20 protein-coding genes and 1 pseudogene are annotated in these 14,386 nt (G+C 71.5%); 15 read left to right on the top strand and 6 right to left on the bottom strand.

The genetic code is table 11. From position 1 onward, the window contains the following. Positions 1-9: 9 nt before the first annotated feature. The 5 genes and pseudogenes from ABZX90_RS10085 to ABZX90_RS10065 form a co-directional block, all read left to right on the top strand. The gene (locus ABZX90_RS10085; protein WP_355203164.1) at positions 10-966 is read left to right on the top strand and encodes a nucleoside-diphosphate kinase; all 957 of its coding nucleotides are present in this window, start codon (positions 10-12) and stop codon (positions 964-966) included. Then, the gene (locus ABZX90_RS10080; protein WP_355203161.1) at positions 963-2,330 is read left to right on the top strand and encodes an aminotransferase class III-fold pyridoxal phosphate-dependent enzyme; all 1,368 of its coding nucleotides are present in this window, start codon (positions 963-965) and stop codon (positions 2,328-2,330) included. Before ABZX90_RS10085 ends, ABZX90_RS10080 begins: the two co-directional genes overlap by 4 nt. Continuing rightward, positions 2,327-2,497 carry a (2Fe-2S)-binding protein gene (locus tag ABZX90_RS10075; RefSeq protein WP_351132521.1) on the top strand — a complete coding sequence of 57 codons (171 nt, stop codon included), beginning with the start codon at positions 2,327-2,329 and terminating at the stop codon, positions 2,495-2,497. The genes ABZX90_RS10080 and ABZX90_RS10075 overlap by 4 nt, the downstream gene beginning before the upstream one ends. Positions 2,498-2,567: 70 nt before the next feature. Beyond that, entirely contained in the window at positions 2,568-3,365 is a 798-nt protein-coding gene (locus ABZX90_RS10070; protein WP_351132519.1) for an inositol monophosphatase family protein, read from the top strand. Between the two features lie 53 nt (positions 3,366-3,418). Beyond that, positions 3,419-3,753: pseudogene (locus ABZX90_RS10065) on the top strand (transposase); the annotation flags it as partial. 85 nt (positions 3,754-3,838) lie between these two features. Here the strand turns inward: ABZX90_RS10065 and ABZX90_RS10060 are convergent. After that, on the bottom strand, positions 3,839-4,132 hold the full coding sequence (locus ABZX90_RS10060) for a muconolactone Delta-isomerase family protein (RefSeq protein ID WP_351132517.1): 294 nt from the start codon (positions 4,130-4,132) through the stop codon (positions 3,839-3,841). Positions 4,133-4,280: 148 nt separating this feature from the next. Here ABZX90_RS10060 and ABZX90_RS10055 point away from each other — a divergent pair, with 148 nt between their 5' ends. The 4 genes from ABZX90_RS10055 to ABZX90_RS10040 all read left to right on the top strand — a co-directional run bounded on the left by ABZX90_RS10055 (position 4,281) and on the right by ABZX90_RS10040 (position 7,201). Then, a complete protein-coding gene (locus ABZX90_RS10055) occupies positions 4,281-5,210 on the top strand; it encodes a LysR family transcriptional regulator (RefSeq protein WP_355203156.1) in 930 nt (309 codons plus the stop codon). A 224-nt stretch (positions 5,211-5,434) separates the two neighbouring features. Next, positions 5,435-6,148, top strand: coding sequence for an SDR family oxidoreductase (locus ABZX90_RS10050; RefSeq protein WP_355203153.1), 714 nt, complete (start codon positions 5,435-5,437; stop codon positions 6,146-6,148). A 33-nt stretch (positions 6,149-6,181) separates the two neighbouring features. Next, complete coding sequence (locus tag ABZX90_RS10045) at positions 6,182-6,556, top strand: SgcJ/EcaC family oxidoreductase (RefSeq protein WP_355203150.1); 375 nt, start codon at positions 6,182-6,184, stop codon at positions 6,554-6,556. A gap of 186 nt (positions 6,557-6,742) precedes the next feature. Continuing rightward, on the top strand, positions 6,743-7,201 hold the full coding sequence (locus ABZX90_RS10040) for an SRPBCC family protein (RefSeq protein WP_355203147.1): 459 nt from the start codon (positions 6,743-6,745) through the stop codon (positions 7,199-7,201). 100 nt (positions 7,202-7,301) lie between these two features. Here the strand turns inward: ABZX90_RS10040 and ABZX90_RS10035 are convergent, their stop codons facing one another. From ABZX90_RS10035 to ABZX90_RS10025, 3 genes are read right to left on the bottom strand one after another with little or no spacing between them, the layout of a single operon-like run. Further along, positions 7,302-7,970 (bottom strand): dihydrofolate reductase family protein, encoded by a 669-nt coding sequence (locus ABZX90_RS10035; protein WP_355203144.1) that lies wholly within the window; start codon positions 7,968-7,970, stop codon positions 7,302-7,304. Continuing rightward, entirely contained in the window at positions 7,970-8,476 is a 507-nt protein-coding gene (locus tag ABZX90_RS10030; protein WP_351132506.1) for an SRPBCC family protein, read from the bottom strand. Before ABZX90_RS10030 ends, ABZX90_RS10035 begins: the two co-directional genes overlap by 1 nt. A gap of 3 nt (positions 8,477-8,479) precedes the next feature. Beyond that, the gene (locus tag ABZX90_RS10025; protein ID WP_351132504.1) at positions 8,480-8,821 is read right to left on the bottom strand and encodes a metalloregulator ArsR/SmtB family transcription factor; all 342 of its coding nucleotides are present in this window, start codon (positions 8,819-8,821) and stop codon (positions 8,480-8,482) included. 170 nt (positions 8,822-8,991) lie between these two features. On the opposite strand from ABZX90_RS10025, the gene pnuC reads away from it, so the two are divergent. The 6 genes from pnuC to ABZX90_RS09995 all read left to right on the top strand — a co-directional run bounded on the left by pnuC (position 8,992) and on the right by ABZX90_RS09995 (position 13,355). Beyond that, entirely contained in the window at positions 8,992-9,600 is a 609-nt protein-coding gene (gene pnuC, locus ABZX90_RS10020) for a nicotinamide riboside transporter PnuC (RefSeq protein WP_351132502.1), read from the top strand. Beyond that, the gene (locus ABZX90_RS10015) at positions 9,597-10,688 is read left to right on the top strand and encodes an AAA family ATPase (protein WP_355203139.1); all 1,092 of its coding nucleotides are present in this window, start codon (positions 9,597-9,599) and stop codon (positions 10,686-10,688) included. Before pnuC ends, ABZX90_RS10015 begins: the two co-directional genes overlap by 4 nt. Beyond that, a complete protein-coding gene (locus tag ABZX90_RS10010; RefSeq protein WP_355203137.1) occupies positions 10,685-11,416 on the top strand; it encodes an NUDIX domain-containing protein in 732 nt (243 codons plus the stop codon). The genes ABZX90_RS10015 and ABZX90_RS10010 overlap by 4 nt, the downstream gene beginning before the upstream one ends. A gap of 186 nt (positions 11,417-11,602) precedes the next feature. Beyond that, a complete protein-coding gene (locus tag ABZX90_RS10005) occupies positions 11,603-12,601 on the top strand; it encodes an RNA polymerase subunit sigma-70 (RefSeq protein ID WP_355203134.1) in 999 nt (332 codons plus the stop codon). Positions 12,602-12,606: 5 nt separating this feature from the next. Then, the gene (locus ABZX90_RS10000) at positions 12,607-12,903 is read left to right on the top strand and encodes a hypothetical protein (protein ID WP_351132494.1); all 297 of its coding nucleotides are present in this window, start codon (positions 12,607-12,609) and stop codon (positions 12,901-12,903) included. Then, positions 12,900-13,355 (top strand): DUF6069 family protein, encoded by a 456-nt coding sequence (locus tag ABZX90_RS09995; protein ID WP_351132492.1) that lies wholly within the window; start codon positions 12,900-12,902, stop codon positions 13,353-13,355. The genes ABZX90_RS10000 and ABZX90_RS09995 overlap by 4 nt, the downstream gene beginning before the upstream one ends. 309 nt (positions 13,356-13,664) lie before the next feature. Here the strand turns inward: ABZX90_RS09995 and ABZX90_RS09990 are convergent, their stop codons facing one another. Both ABZX90_RS09990 and ABZX90_RS09985 read right to left on the bottom strand, forming a co-directional pair. Continuing rightward, a complete protein-coding gene (locus ABZX90_RS09990; protein WP_355203131.1) occupies positions 13,665-13,817 on the bottom strand; it encodes a hypothetical protein in 153 nt (50 codons plus the stop codon). A 175-nt stretch (positions 13,818-13,992) separates the two neighbouring features. Then, positions 13,993-14,364, bottom strand: coding sequence for a nuclear transport factor 2 family protein (locus tag ABZX90_RS09985; protein ID WP_355203128.1), 372 nt, complete (start codon positions 14,362-14,364; stop codon positions 13,993-13,995). Between the last annotated feature and the right edge of the window lie 22 nt (positions 14,365-14,386).

Genomic DNA, 14,386 nt, shown 5'->3' with positions numbered 1-14,386 from the left:
GAGCGACCCGTGCCGCGCAGCGCGATAGCCGCCCAGGCGCTGGATCCGCTGACGAAGGACCCCGCCAAAGCCGAGGCGTACCGCTACGACACGTATATGAGAGAGGGCATCAACTCTCTGGCGTCAGCGGGCAGTCGGGCGAGCCAGAGCTTGCTCGACCACACCTTCGTGGTGCTGAAGCCCGACGCCTTCGCGGGCCGGCGCTGCCGGCTGATCCTGGACATCCTGCGGTCCGAGGGCTGGCACCCGGTCGCGGCGACGCCGATACGCTTCGACCCGCTGCTCGTGCGGGAACTGTGGCGCTATCAGTTCAACGCCGCGTCGGAGCAGCGCATAGCCGTGGTCGATCACCTCCTGTCGTCCGGGCCCAGTCTTCTGGTGCTCCTCGCGGACCGGCAGCGCCCCGACTGGCTGCCGGCCAGCGCCCGGCTGACCGCGGCGAAGGGATCGGCGGAACCGAGCGCGGCCCGCGCGAGCGACCTGCGCAGCCGCATCGGCAGGGTCAACGGCCTCTTCAACTTCATGCACACGGCGGACGAACCAGCCGACGTGGTACGGGAGTTGCAACTGTTCTCCTACCAGACGGGCTGGGACTGGTGCGCGGGTCCCCTCCTCGGTTCCGGACCGACGCACCCGGCGTGGACCCCGGACGCGCTGTTGACCGAGCTGGAGGCCGAGATCCCGGCGCACGACCTGGACGTCGAGGCAGCCCTGCGCCGTCTGTCGGCCCTGTCCTTCCCCTGGGGCGAGTGCGTCCGGGCGAACAACACGCCCGACACCATCGGGAATTGGCTCGGGATGCTCCGCGTCGCCCCGCTGCCCGGCGGCGGCGCCCGCTGGGACGTACTGACGGTCCTGACCAGTTGGATCGACTGCAACGAGCCGGGAGTCGCCCCCTTGATCGCTACCGGCACCGCGGAAGCCTGGCGCCCGACCGCCCTCCCCCACGAGGTGATCCCCGCATGACGACCGCCCCCGGCCCGCTCGCCTCCGCCCCGGAGACCGAACGGCCCACGATCCCGCCGCACGTGGGCGCCGGAAACCTCATCTACCGGGCCGACCACATCCCCCGATTCGTACGGGCCGAGGGAAGCCATCTCGAATCCGCCGACGGACGAAGGTACTTGGACGCCGAGGCGGCGAACGGTACCGCGGCCTTCGGCTACGACCGGACCATCCTGGCGGACGCCCTGCGCCACTGTCAGGACCTCCCCGCGCTGCCCTCCTTCTGCGAATCGGACCTGCGCCTGAACGTACTGCACCGCCTGGAGCGGCTGTTCAGCGAGGCGACCGGCGTCCCGGGGCGGGTGGAACTGGACCTGGGCGGCGCGCAGGGCATGGAGACGGCGCTGCGCATCGCCTTCAGCGCGGTGGGCCCCGGCACGGTCGTCGTGTTCGAGGGCTCCTTCCACGGCAGGTCCGGCGTGACCAGCATGCTCAGCGCCAGCCCCCGCTACCGCGAACTGCTCGCGGCCTGGGGCCTGGAGGTCGTACGGCTCCCGGTCCACGACGGCGCCGGCTGCCCCCACCCCGACCCCGCCCGGGGCGGCTGCGGCGCCGCCTGCGTCGCCGCGGTGACCCGTTGGGGCTCCGAACTGTCCGGCGTGGGCGGCACCGGCTTCCGCCGCGGGGTGAGCGCGTTCGTCTTCGAGTCCGTCCAGAACGTCGGCGGCATGGCGGAGCCCGACCACGCGGTGCTGAAGGCCGCGGTGGACCACGCACGCGCCAACGGCGCCGTGGTCATCGCCGACGAGATCTTCACCGGCATGCACCGCACCGGCCCGCGCTGGGGCTTCCAGCGCTCCGGCGTCACCCCGGACATCGTGGTCGCGAGCAAGGCTCTCACCAACGGCGCCGCCGCTCTGAGCGCGGTCTGGGCCCGCGAACCCCTGGCCGCCCCGGAGACCTACCGGCCCGGCAGCCACTCCTCGACCTACATCGGCATTCCGCACGCCCTGGGAGTGGCCCGGGCGGTCCTGGACCGCTGGGACCGCTGGCCGGACGCGGAGTCCGCCATGAGCGACCTCGCGGCGGCCATGACCACGCGCCTGGCCCAACTACAGGCGTCCCACCCGGATCTGGTGGAGGGCCACCGGGCGTTCGGCGGCACGGCCCGGCTGGTCCTGACCGGCGACCACGCGCCCCTGCTGCGCCGCCTGTGCCTGACGGCGGACCCCGGCCTGGGTCTGATCGTCGCGTCCACCGGCATGGCCCCCGACGTCATCAACATCCACCCCCCGCTGGTCATCGGGGCCAACGACCTCGACGCCATGACGGAGGTCCTGGACCAATCGCTGTCCCTCCTCGCCAAGACCCTGGAGCGCCGGTGACCCCCGACCCCCTGATCTGCCTCTGCGCCCGGGTCCCGGAGAGCATCATCCTCACCGCGGTGGCCTCCGGTATCCACGACATCGCCTCCCTCCGCGAGGCCACCGGGGCGAACACCGGCTGCGGCGACTGCCTGATGGATCTGGAGGAGCTGCTGGAAGCGGGGTGAACGCCGAAGGCGCGGACCGGGTCCGCAGGCACCGTCGCGGGCCTCGCCTCGCCCCCATATTCTGGACGCCATGATCGATTCGTATGCCGGCCGGGACGACGCCGAGGTCGCGACGGCGGCGGCGCGTTCCGGCGCGGAAGTGGTGCGCGGACTGTACGGCCAGCGGCTCGCCCGCTTCGACAAGGGCGGCGGGGACTTCGCCACGACCGCCGATGTGCTGGCGGAGAAAGCGATCCTGGACGTGATCCGTGCCGCGCGGCCCGACGATGCGGTGCTCGGCGAAGAGGGCGGCCGGCAAGGGGCCGCGGGGGCCGCTCGCCAGTGGCTGGTCGATCCCCTGTGCGGCACCCTCAACTACGCCGTCGACAACATGCTGGTGGCGGTGAACGTGGCGCTGCGCCATGGAGCGGCGGCGGTGGCCGACCCGTTCAGCGATGAGGTCTTCTTCACCGACGCTGCGGCCGCCTGGGTGCGCAGCGGCGATGTCGATACGCCGCTCGCGCCCACGCCCGCCAGTCAGTTGGTGGACGTCAACCTGGACCCGCCGTTTCCGAGCGCGCCCGGATTCCGGGCCGTGGACCTGCTCGCCCACCCCGGGTTCGTGGAACGGTTCAGGCCGCGAGTCGTCTCCACGACGTTGGCGTTGGCCTGGGTCGCGGCAGGCAGGCGCGCCGCGTACGTGACCGACGGCGGAGACCTGTCCGGGAGTGTGCATTTCGCCGCCGGAATCGCGGTGTGCCGGGCCGCCGGCTGCGTGGTGACGGGGATCGACGGCGCCCCGCTCGGCGAGAACGGCCGCGGACTCGTGGCAGCGGCCGACGCCGAGACCCACGATCTGCTGATGTCGTTGATCCGCGGCCGGAACTAGTACTGCAACGGTCTTTGCCGTGACTGCTGGCCAGGTCGGTCGTTGGTGTGGTTATGGGTGGGGACCTTGCTGATGTCAGGTTGTGGGCTGGCGAGTTGGAGCGGCTGCACGATCGGTTCGTGCATCGGTTCAGCAGGACTGAGCCGCGGGAGTCGGCACTTGCCTATATGCGGGGGCTGATCGCTCCGCTGGAGCGGAAGAACGGCTGGACGCTGGCCGAACAGGCAGGTCATGCCGCTCCGGACCGTATCCATCGGCTGCTGAACCGGATCGAGTGGGACGCCGATGAGGTACTTGGTGATGTACGTGACTACGTCGTCGAACAGCTCGGTGACCCGTGGACGACACCGGCTTCCTGAAGAAGGGAGTGCGTTCGGCTGGAGTGCAGCGCCTCGCCTCTCGATGGATCATCGAGCTGCCCTACCGCCGCCACCCCGGTGTCGCCGGTTCGGGGTGCTCTGCCGTCCTGGCTGTCAGTGGGTCGTTCCGGGGTCGTTGGGGTGGGGTTCGAGCGGGGTGACGACGGCGGTCATCCATGGCCACAGCGGCAGGGTGCCGAGCACCTCGGTGCGCAGTTCGGTCTCGTCCTCGGCGCGCCAGACGCCGATGCTGCGCTTCTCGCCGACGGGCCGCCAAAGCCTGAACAGCCTGCCGGCGGCGGTGAGTTCGCGGGCGCGGACGGCTTCGGCGGCGCGTAGGCGGTCGACCTCCCCGGCGGGGACGTCCGGGGGGACGGCGGTGGTGATCTCGACCAGGAAGTCCTGCATGGCGCTGCTCCTTCGCTCCGGCGGGGGCGGATCGCCGGCCGGTCGTCCGGGGGCGGTTCCGCTGTCGTCCATACTCCGCCTGGGGATGCGGCGGGCGCCACGACCGACATCCTCCGGGCTGGGAGGCGCAGCCTTCCACGGTCGTAGGATGGGGGGTGTGGAGTTGCGCCAGTTGCGGTACTTCGTTGCGGTCGCCGAGGAGTTGAACTTCGGTCGGGCCGCGTCCCGGTTGCTGATCGCGGGGCCGTCGCTGTCCCAGCAGATCAAGGCGCTGGAGCGGGATCTCGGGGTGGTGCTGTTCGACCGGGACCGGCGGTCGGTGGCGCTGACCCCGGTCGGTACCGCTCTGCTGCCGCACGCACGGTCGCTGTTGGAGCGGGCGGAGGACCTGCGGCGGCGGGCGGGGCGGCTGTCGTCCGCGCAGCCGGTGCGGGTGGGGTACGTGAACTGGTGGCCGCCGGACTTCTCGGCGCGGACGTCGGCGGTGGCGACCGTGCACGTGGACGCGTGGGTGGCGCCCTCGCACACCCAGGCCGCGCGGGTGGCGGACGGGAGCCTGGACCTGGCGGTGTGCTGGGTGCCGGACGCGGAGCTGGAGCGGCTCGGCCTGGTGGCCCGGACGATCGGTGCGGACCGGTTGTTCGCGGTGTCCGCGGGGGCGGCTTCGGGGCCGGTTCGGGCGCGGGACGCGGTGGTGCTGCTGGACGAGGACGTCATCTCCTGGGCGTCGTGGAACGTGTACGCGGAGGAGCTGGTCCGCGTCACGGGCGCCGAGGTGGAGCGGATCTCCGACAGCGGGGTGACCGGCCCGGCGTTCTTCGACCACGTCCGTCGGCTGGGCCGCCCGGTGCTCAACTCGCCGAAGGGCCAGACCGTGCCGCTGCCCGCGGATCTGACAAGGCGTCCGGTCGTTTCGCCCGAGGTGCACTGGCCGTGGCTGCTGGTGCGGCGCGCCGACGAGACGCGGGGAGCCGTGCTGGCGGTGGTCGACGCCTTCGGCGACGCCGCGGAGGGGCTCGGGCTGCCCCGTCCGGACGCCTGGCTGCCCGGTGGCGGGCCCGGTCCGATCCGTCCCTGAGTCGCTGACCTGGGCTGGGAGGCCCGGCCTTCCAACAGGGAGGCAGCCGGTCCCGGCGCGGGGGCGGTTCGGCGTTGCCTGCCGCCCGACGTGCGGCCTACCTTCGAGGTGTCGGCAGGAGCCGGCGGCCGGGACCCGCAAGAAGGCCCCGTCCGCGAGCGGTGGCGTCGGCGTCCCAGACCCACTCGACCGTGCAGGTGCCGGTCAACCCCTGGAGGTATGTCATGTCCTCGTCCGAAATGAAGGTCGCCGTCGTCACCGGAGCCTCCCAGGGCATCGGCGCCGCCCTCGTCGCCGCCTACCGCAAGCTCGGCCACGCCGTCGTCGCCACCTCGCGCACCATCGCCCCCTCCGACGACCCGGGCGTCCTGACCGTCCCGGGCGACATCGCCGACCCCGCCACCGCCGAACGCCTGGTCACCGCGGCCGTCGAACGCTTCGGCCGGATCGACATCCTGGTCAACAACGCCGGCCTGTTCGTCGCCAAGCCCTTCACCGACTACACCGCCGACGACTACGCCGCCGTGACCGGCGTCAACCTCGCCGGCTTCTTCCGCCTCACCCAGCTCGCCGCGGGCCAGATGCTCGGCCAGGACGGCGGACACATCGTCACCATCACCACCAGCCTGGTCGACAACGCCGACGCCCGCGTCCCCTCCGTCCTCGCCTCGCTCACCAAGGGCGGCCTGCAGTCCGCCACCAAGTCCCTTGCCATCGAGTACGCCACCCGCGGCATCCGCGTCAACGCCGTCTCCCCCGGAACCATCCGCACCCCCATGCACGCCCCCGAGACCCACGACTTCCTCGCTGCCCTCCAGCCCGTGCGCCGACTCGGCGAGATCACCGACATCGTCGACGCCGTCCTCTACCTGGAGAACGCCCCCTTCGTCACCGGCGAGATCCTGCACGTCGACGGCGGCGTCAGCGCCGGCCACTGAACACCACCCACCACCCCACCCGGAGCCATCGCCATGAACACCACCGCCTCCCACGACACCGGCACCCTGCGCACCGTCCTCGACGCCTGGAAGGACGCCGTCGACCGCCACCGACCGGAACTGGCCGCCGCACTGTTCACCGAGGACGCGATCTTCCAGGGCCTCCACCCCTACAGCACCGGACGCTCCGACATCGCCGCCTACTACGACTCCCAGCCCCCGGGGCTGACCGCCGACTACCGCATCCTGGAGACCCGGCACCTCGCCGATGACCTGATCCTCGGCTACCTGACCGTGGACTTCTCCTTCACCGACCGCCCCACTCTCCACGTCAACCTCGGCATCCTGCTCCGGCGCACCGACGACGGCTGGGCCATCGCCCACTATCAGGTCTCCCTCCTCCCCTGACCTACCGCCTCGTTTCCCGCCGCACTCCGACCCCGGGCGACCTGCAAGATCCGAAAGAGAGGACCCAAGTCCGTCTGCGCTCACCCCCACCTCGGGCGGACCGGCGCGGCGGCGGGGTGGATCGGCCCGGGATGGCGCACGGGAACGGCGTCTGCGTCCCCGTCCTCTCTGTGTACGCTGAAATGCGTGTATACGACGCGAATCTCGCGGCGGGTGAACGCCTCGCGCGCGGATGTCTACCAGGCGCTGCTCGACGCGAACGCTGTCGCGAAGTGGCGGGTCCCGACCGGTATGCGCAGCGAGGTGCACGAGTTCGACGCTCGCGAGGGTGGTGCGTTCCGGGTCTCGCTCAGCTACGACGCACCGACCGGGAGCGGCAAGTCGGAGGCGCACACCGACACGTACCACGGCCGTTTCGTGGAGCTCGTCCCGGACGAACGGGTGGTCGAGGTGCTCGCGTTCGAGACAGCCGATCCCGGGTTCCGTGGAGAGATGACCATGACCACGGAGCTGACCGAGGTGGACGGCGGCACCGAGATCGTGATCGTGCACGAGGGCGTGCCTGACGCGGTGCCCGCCGCCGACAACGAGACCGGAACGCGCATGGCGCTGGACAATCTGGCCCGGCTGGTCGAGTCGGGCTGAAGCCGCGCGGATGGCCGTAGCGGTCCATGCGCTCGACCACCGAGCGGGGCACAGTGTGCGCCGTGGGTGCTCGGGTCGCTGGGGTGGAGTGGTGGCGCGGCTACCGTGGGTGCACGGCGTAGGTCAGGTGCGTCACCCGCGACGACGGCTCCGAACGGACCGGCTCCAGCGCGACCCTGGACGCGTCCACGCCGTCGAACAGGCGGGTGCCGGCGCCGAAAAGCACGGGCGACAGCGCGATCGAGAACTCGTCGACCAGGCCGGCGTTCAGGTGCTCCAGGATCGTCGCGCCGCCGCCGGCGATACGGACGTCGCGGTCGCCGGCGGCGTCGCGGGCCTGGTCGAGGGCGTGCTCGATGCCGTCGTTGACGAAGTGGAACGTGGTGCCGCCGGGACGCTCCCACGGGTCACGCTTGGTGTGCGTCACGACCAAGACCGGGGTGTGGAAGGGCGCCTCCTCCGGCCATGACTGCTCGCCGAGGTCGAACATGCGCTTGCCCATGACGCTCGCGCCGGTGCGCTCGAACGTCTCCCGCACGATGTCGTTGTCGCGGCCCTCCTCGCCGCCCTCGCCGAACTTCAGGTTCTCCCGGAAGAACCGCAGCGGGAAGACCCACTGCTGCAGTCCCGTCCACTGCGCCATCCAGCGCTGCACGTCCGGGTCGTCCTGCTTGTCGGGCGCGAAGAGCTCGTCCTCGACGGGCACGGGCTCGGGCGCGATGAAGCCGTCCAGCGACATCGACACGCTGAAGAACACCTTCCCGGCCATCAGCCCTCCGCCCCCTTCCGCGCGAGGTCGGCGACGTAGGCCGCCAGGTTGTTCAGGGTCTGCCGGCCGCCCTCGATCGCGTGGTACTTCTCGGCCGCCTCGTCGCGCAGTTCCTTGGTGGGGAACACCGTGCGCATCACGATCCGGGTCGCCGCGTCGTCCGGCGCGAAGGTCAGGACCGACTCGAAGGCGTTCGGGTCGTCGCGGGACTCACCGTGCAGCAGTGCGATCCGCTCCGGCGGGGCGATCCGCAGCCAGCGGATCCACTCGGAGTAGTCGGTGCCGTCCGGCCCGTGCAGCACGAAGACCCACTCCCCGCCCTCGCGGAACTCGAAGGACCGCGTGGTGGTGGTGAACCCCTGCGGACCCCACCACCGCGACAGGTGCCGCACCTCGGTGAACGCCTCGAACACCAGCTCCCGCGGGGCGTCGATGACCCGGGAGATCACGATCTCCCGGTCGGCCGTCGCCGGTTCCGCCCGCGTTTCTTGCCTTGCCCCTGCCATCGGTCATTCCTCCTGTCGTGTCTGCTTGAGGTCCTGCACGTAGGTGTCCAGCCGGTCGAAACTCTCGTTCCAGAACTGCTCGAATCCGCCGACCCACTCGTGGACCGGCCGCAGCCCGCGGGCGTCCAGGCCGTAGAGGCGCTGCTTGCCCGCCCCGCGGACCCGCACCAGCCCAACCTCCCGGAGCACCCGCAGGTGCTTGGACGCCCCCGGCTGGCTCATCCCCAGCTCCCGGGCCAGGTCGGTCACCGGCCGCTCACCCGCCCGCAGCAGCGCCAGGATGTCCCGGCGCTGCGGCTCGGCTATCGCGTTGAACGCGTCCGACGTCGTCGCTGCTCGTGCCATGACAGCCATCGTATTCCCATATCGGAATACGTCAAGCAGAGCGCCGCCCTTGCCGTAGCGGGGAACGGTGTTGACGCTGTTCCCCGCGGTACTCCAGGCGCCGCGGGGGAACTCCCTTGCCCTCCACCTGCCGCCCTGTTTATAGTCACGATGACTATAAAGGAGTCCCCGTGAACTGGAACCTCAGCTGGACCGAAGCGCTCGGCTTCGCCACCGGCGCCGTCTGCGTCTGGCTGGTGGTCCGCCAGCACATCGCCAACTGGCCCGTCGGCATCGCCAACAACGTGTTCTTCATCGTGCTCTTCCTACAGGCCGGTCTTTACGCCGACGCCGGCCTCCAGGTCGTCTTCATCGCGCTGGCCGCCTACGGCTGGTGGACCTGGGCCCACGGCGGCGGACCCGCCACCGCCGGCGCCCTGCCGGTGCGCCGCACCACGGGTGTCGAATGGGCCTGGCTCGCTGCTGCCGGAGTGCTGGGCACCGCCGCCCTCACCCTGCTGCTGGACCAGGCCACCGACTCCACCGTCCCCTTCTGGGACGCGCTCACCACCGCCCTCTCCCTGACGGCCACCTACGGCCAGTGCCGCAAGCTGCTGGAGTCCTGGTGGCTGTGGATCGCCGCAGATCTGGTCTACATCCCGCTGTACGCCTACAAGGGCCTGTACCTGACCTCCCTGCTGTACATCGGCTTCCTCGCCCTGTGCGTGGTCGGCCTCCTCGGCTGGCGGCGCACCCTCGCGACCGCCGCCCCCCGCCCCGCCACGGCGGTGACCGCGTGAGCGCCGCTACCCGCACACACGGGCATGGCTTGGTGCTCGGCAAGTTCTATCCGCCGCACGCCGGCCACCACCACCTCGTCCGCACCGCCCTCGCGCAGTGCGACCGGCTGACCGTCCTGGTCTGCGCCGCCTCCGTGGAATCGGTGCCGCTCGCCGACCGGGTGGCGTGGATGCGCGAGGCCCACCCAGGGGCCGTGGTCGTCGGCGCCGTCGACGACCATCCGGTCGACGTGCACGACCCCGCGGTGTGGGACGCCCACATGACGGTCTTCCGCACGGCCGTCCCGGAACCTGTGGACGCCGTGTTCACCTCCGAGTCCTACGGCACCGAATTGGCCCGCCGGTTCGGTGCGGCCGAGGTCCGTGTGGACCCCGACCGCACCGCGTACCCCGTGTCCGGTACCGCCGTACGCAAGGACCCGGTGGGCTGCTGGGAATTCCTCGGCCCGGGCGTGCGCGCCGCCCTCGCCCGGCGGGTGGTCGTCCTCGGCGCCGAGTCCACCGGCACCACCACCCTCTCCCGGGAGCTGGCCGCCCACTTCCGCGCGCGCGGCGGCATCTGGACGGAGACCGGCTGGGCGCCCGAGTACGGGCGCGCGTACAGCGAGGAGAAGCTCGCCGCGCTGAGGGGGGTCGACCCCGAAGCCGACTGGGCGCAGGTCGAGTTCACCTCCGAGGAGTTCCCCGTCATCGCCTGCCGTCAGGACGCCGACGAGCAGCGGGCGGCGCGTGGCGGCTCCCCCGTGCTCTTCTGCGACACCGACTCCTTCGCCACCACGATCTGGCACGAGCGCTACCTCGGCGCGCCCAGCCCCGAGGTGGCGGCCGTCGCCGCCCGCACCCCGCGCCACCTGTACCTGCTCACCGACCACGAGGGCGTGCCCTTCGAGGACGACGGCCTGCGCGACGGCCCGCACCTGCGCCCGTGGATGACCGGCCGGTTCCGGGAGGAACTGGAGCGCACCGGCCGCCGGTTCCTGCTGGTCACCGGCAGCCCCGAGGAGCGGCTCCGTACCGCCGTGGCGGCGGTGGACGGCCTGCTCGCCGAGGGCTGGCACTTCAACGACCCGCTCCCGGAGCGCCGATGACGGCCGCCGCCCCGTACGACCCGTCCGTGTACGAGCCGTTCGCGGTGACCGTCGACCTGGCAGTGCTCACTGTGCGCGCCGCTGCCCTGCATGTGCTGCTGATCCGGCGCGGCCAGGAGCCGTACGCGGGCGCCTGGGCGCTGCCCGGCGGCTTCCTGCTGCCCCGCGAGTCGGCCGAGGAGGCCTGCCGCCGCGAACTCGCCGAGGAGACCGGCCTGCCGGAGTCCCTGCTCGACGGCCTCCATCTGGAGCAGGTGCGCACCTACAGCGACCCGGACCGCGACCCCCGGATGCGGGTGGTCTCCGTGGCTTTCGCCGCGTTGGTCCCCGATCTGCCCGAACCCGCGGCCGGCGGCGACGCCGCCCAGGCCCATTGGGTGCCACTCGCCGATGCCGAGGCCGCCGCCCTCGCCTTCGACCACGACCGCATCCTCGCCGATGCCCGGGAACAGGTCCAGGCCAGGCTGGAGTACACCTGCCTGGCCACCGCCTTCTGCCCGCCCGAGTTCACCCTCGGCGAGTTGCAAGCCGTCTACGAAACGGTCTGGGGCACCGGCCTCGACCGCCCCAACTTCCGCCGCAAGGTGCTCGCCACCCCCGGCTTCGTGCAGGCCGTCCCCGGGGGCGCCCGCCTGACCGGCGGCCGCGGCAAACCCGCCGCGCTCTACCGCGCCGGCCCGGCCACCGCCCTGCACCCGCCCCTGCTCCGGCCGGAAGGCCCCCGATGACCGCCCACCTCGGCAAGGCGGCCGACCGCCATCCGGGACCGAAGCCCCAGGCGCCCGTCGATCGCCCCTCGGCCCTCGGCCCTCGGCCCTCGGCCCTCGGCCCTCGATGAAATCCTCGGTGATGAGTTTTCGCGCCCGCACGCGTCACACCTACGACGGGACACGACAAGGCGGAAGGATGACGTGATGAGTGCGGACACGCGGCTGGAGGAGCTGGGCGTGAGCGGGCTGGGCGAGGTCGACGAGCCGGCGTTCTCGGGGCTGGCGGAGCGGCACCGGCGGGAGCTGCACGTCCACTGCTACCGGATGCTCGGGTCGTTCGAGGACGCCGAGGACACCGTGCAGGAGACGTTCCTCCGTGCCTGGCGGCGGCGGGAGACCTTCGAGGGACGGTCGACGTTCCGGGCCTGGCTGTACCGGATCGCCACCAACGCCTGCCTGGACCTGCTCGCCAAACGCCGCCCGGAGCCCGCGACCGGCGGCGAGGTGCTGTGGCTGCAGCCGTACCCGGACCGGCTGCTCGACGAGCTGCCCGCGGAGGACGCGGACGAGCCGGAGACCGTCGCCGTCGCGCGGGAGACGATCGAGCTGGCGTACCTGGTCGCAGTCCAGCACCTCGCGCCGCGCCCGCGGGCCGTGCTGATCCTGCGGGACGTGCTCGGCTGGCCGGCGAAGGACGTCGCGGAGCTCCTCGGGGACTCCGTCAACTCCGTGAACAGCGCGCTGCAGCGGGCCCGCACCGGTATGCGGGAGCACCTGCCCGCCGAGCGGCAGGACTGGACCGGCGGCGAACAGGACGCCGGGACGCGCGAGCTGGTGCGCCGCTATACCGACGCCAGCGTGGCCACGGACGTCGACCGGCTCGCCGCACTGCTGCGGGACGACGTCCGCTGCTCGATGCCGCCCACGCCGGGCCTGTACGTCGGCCGCGACGCGGTGGTGAACGACTGGGTCGAGAGCGGCTTCGAGGGCATGAAGGGTCTGCGCACCGTCCTCACCTCCGTGAACCGGCAACCCGCCGTCGCCTTCTACCTCTGGCGGAAGCGGGAGGGCGCGTACCTGCCGCTGACGATCGATGTCCTGCGCGTCACCGGCGGGGCGATCACCGAGATCGTCACGTTCCACGACGACCAGTTCCCCCGGCTCGGGCTGCCGGAGCGCCTGCCGGCGGACGGCACGGAGTAGTCCCGGTGCGGACGCTCGCGCTGCGCGGTGGCGCGCGTGTCGCGGTGGTCGCGGCGGAGTGGTGCGACGCGTTCGGCGTCGTCACCCGCGGGCGGGTGCAGCTGGAGCTGCGCGACGGCGAGCCCGGGCCGGTCCTCGGACACGGCGCCGGGTTCTGGCTCCGCGGCACCGGCGTCCGCGCCCTGCGGAACCCCGGCCGTCGCACGGCGAGGGTGCGCATCGTCACCCCCAGGGTCAGGACCGTCACACGCCAGTCAACACACCCCGTAGCCCAGGTTCCGAATGATGGAGGCACGACATGAACAGCATGAATGACGCCGGGGTCGGCGCAGGCCCGACATCGGGCCGGACCAGCCACACCCACCGACTCCGCGGGCTCGCCCGCACCGGCTTCATTGCCACGCTCGCAGCGATGGTGGCCACCACTCTCGCCGCTGCGCTTGCCCAGGCCGTCGGCGTCGACTTCGAGGTCCCCGACGGTGGCGAGACGATCCCGTTGCCCGGGTTCGCCGTGGTGACCGGCTTCTTCTCGGTCGTGGGCATCGTCATTGCCGTCGCTCTACTTCGTTGGAGCGCTCGCCCCGCCGAGCGTTTCGTGTGGACGGCAGTGTCGCTGACCGCGATCTCGTTGGTCCCGCCCCTCCTCTCCGGGGCAGACACCGCCACCATCACCGCCCTCCTCGGGCTACACCTCATCCCCGCTACGGTGATGATCCCCACCCTGACGCGGAGCCTCCGCACCCGGACCGATTGACGATCCCGCAACGGGACAACGACGGAATCGCTGAAGACGCCGCCGCCGAACACCTCGTAGAGCTCGTTGCAGTCCGCCGGCAGCGGAACCCCCAGCTCTCGCTCGATCGCCGCCCAGTCGACGGAGATCCCGAGCGGCTCCCACCCGGCCAGTTCGATCACTCGCTGAACCCACATACAGCAATCTCATAGCACCGGTCTTCGTTCCGATGTCCCTCACCCCAGGGGCAACTTCACGTAATTCCCCAGGCTCTGGCCCGGCGGAGGGCTGACCAGGTCATTCGTCCGGGAGATGTCTGGTGGCTGAGGATCAGTCGGCCGCAGTCGCGCCGTGACGACGAGCGGCCGCATCGAAGAGGGTCCAGCCGTCCATCTCCTTGACCAAGGGATCATCGGCGTGCCAGCCCTGGGTCAGTGCCGCGTCGAGCAGAGCTCTGAGCGTGCCCGGTTCGTGCAGGATCAAGTCTGTGTCTCCGGTGAACGGCCCGCCGCGAGCTCCGCGATGACCAGGTCCCTCGATCCCGAACTCCGCCGTGCCCATGGCCAGTCAGGAGAATTCGAGCTGGGCGACCTGGTCGACGCCGCCTTGGCGTGCGCACCCGGCTGATGGTCGGCCGGAGCCGCCGCGCCGGTGGACGCTAGGACGGTTGGCGGACCTCGGTGACGAGGGTGTAGAGCTCCACGATGACACCGTCCTTGCAGCGGGCGATGTCCATGCCGGTCACAACGGGTGGTTGATCGGCGGGGCCGAAATGGAAGCCGAGGTGGCCGAGGTCGTCATTGACCGAGACCGGGCCGTCCGGCCGGAAAGCCCAGCCTGGGCTTTCGGCTTGCACCTCCGCGGCCCGGCTTTCGAGCGCCTTGCGGCCGCGGACGACTCGGTCGGGCTCGTGCCACACCACATCCTCGGCGTAGATCTCGGCGACGGCCGAAGCCCGACGGTCCGGATCGCGTTCGTCGAAGACGTCGAGAAGGTTTCGACGCATGAGGTCGGAGACACTGCTGGTCATAGGTGTTCCCTTCAGGTGAAGG

The organism is Streptomyces sp. NPDC002935, assembly GCF_040611295.1.
GTDB lineage: Bacteria > Actinomycetota > Actinomycetes > Streptomycetales > Streptomycetaceae > Streptomyces.
Note: the sequence above shows the minus strand (reverse complement) of the source record. Positions and strands in the feature narration are given on the sequence as shown.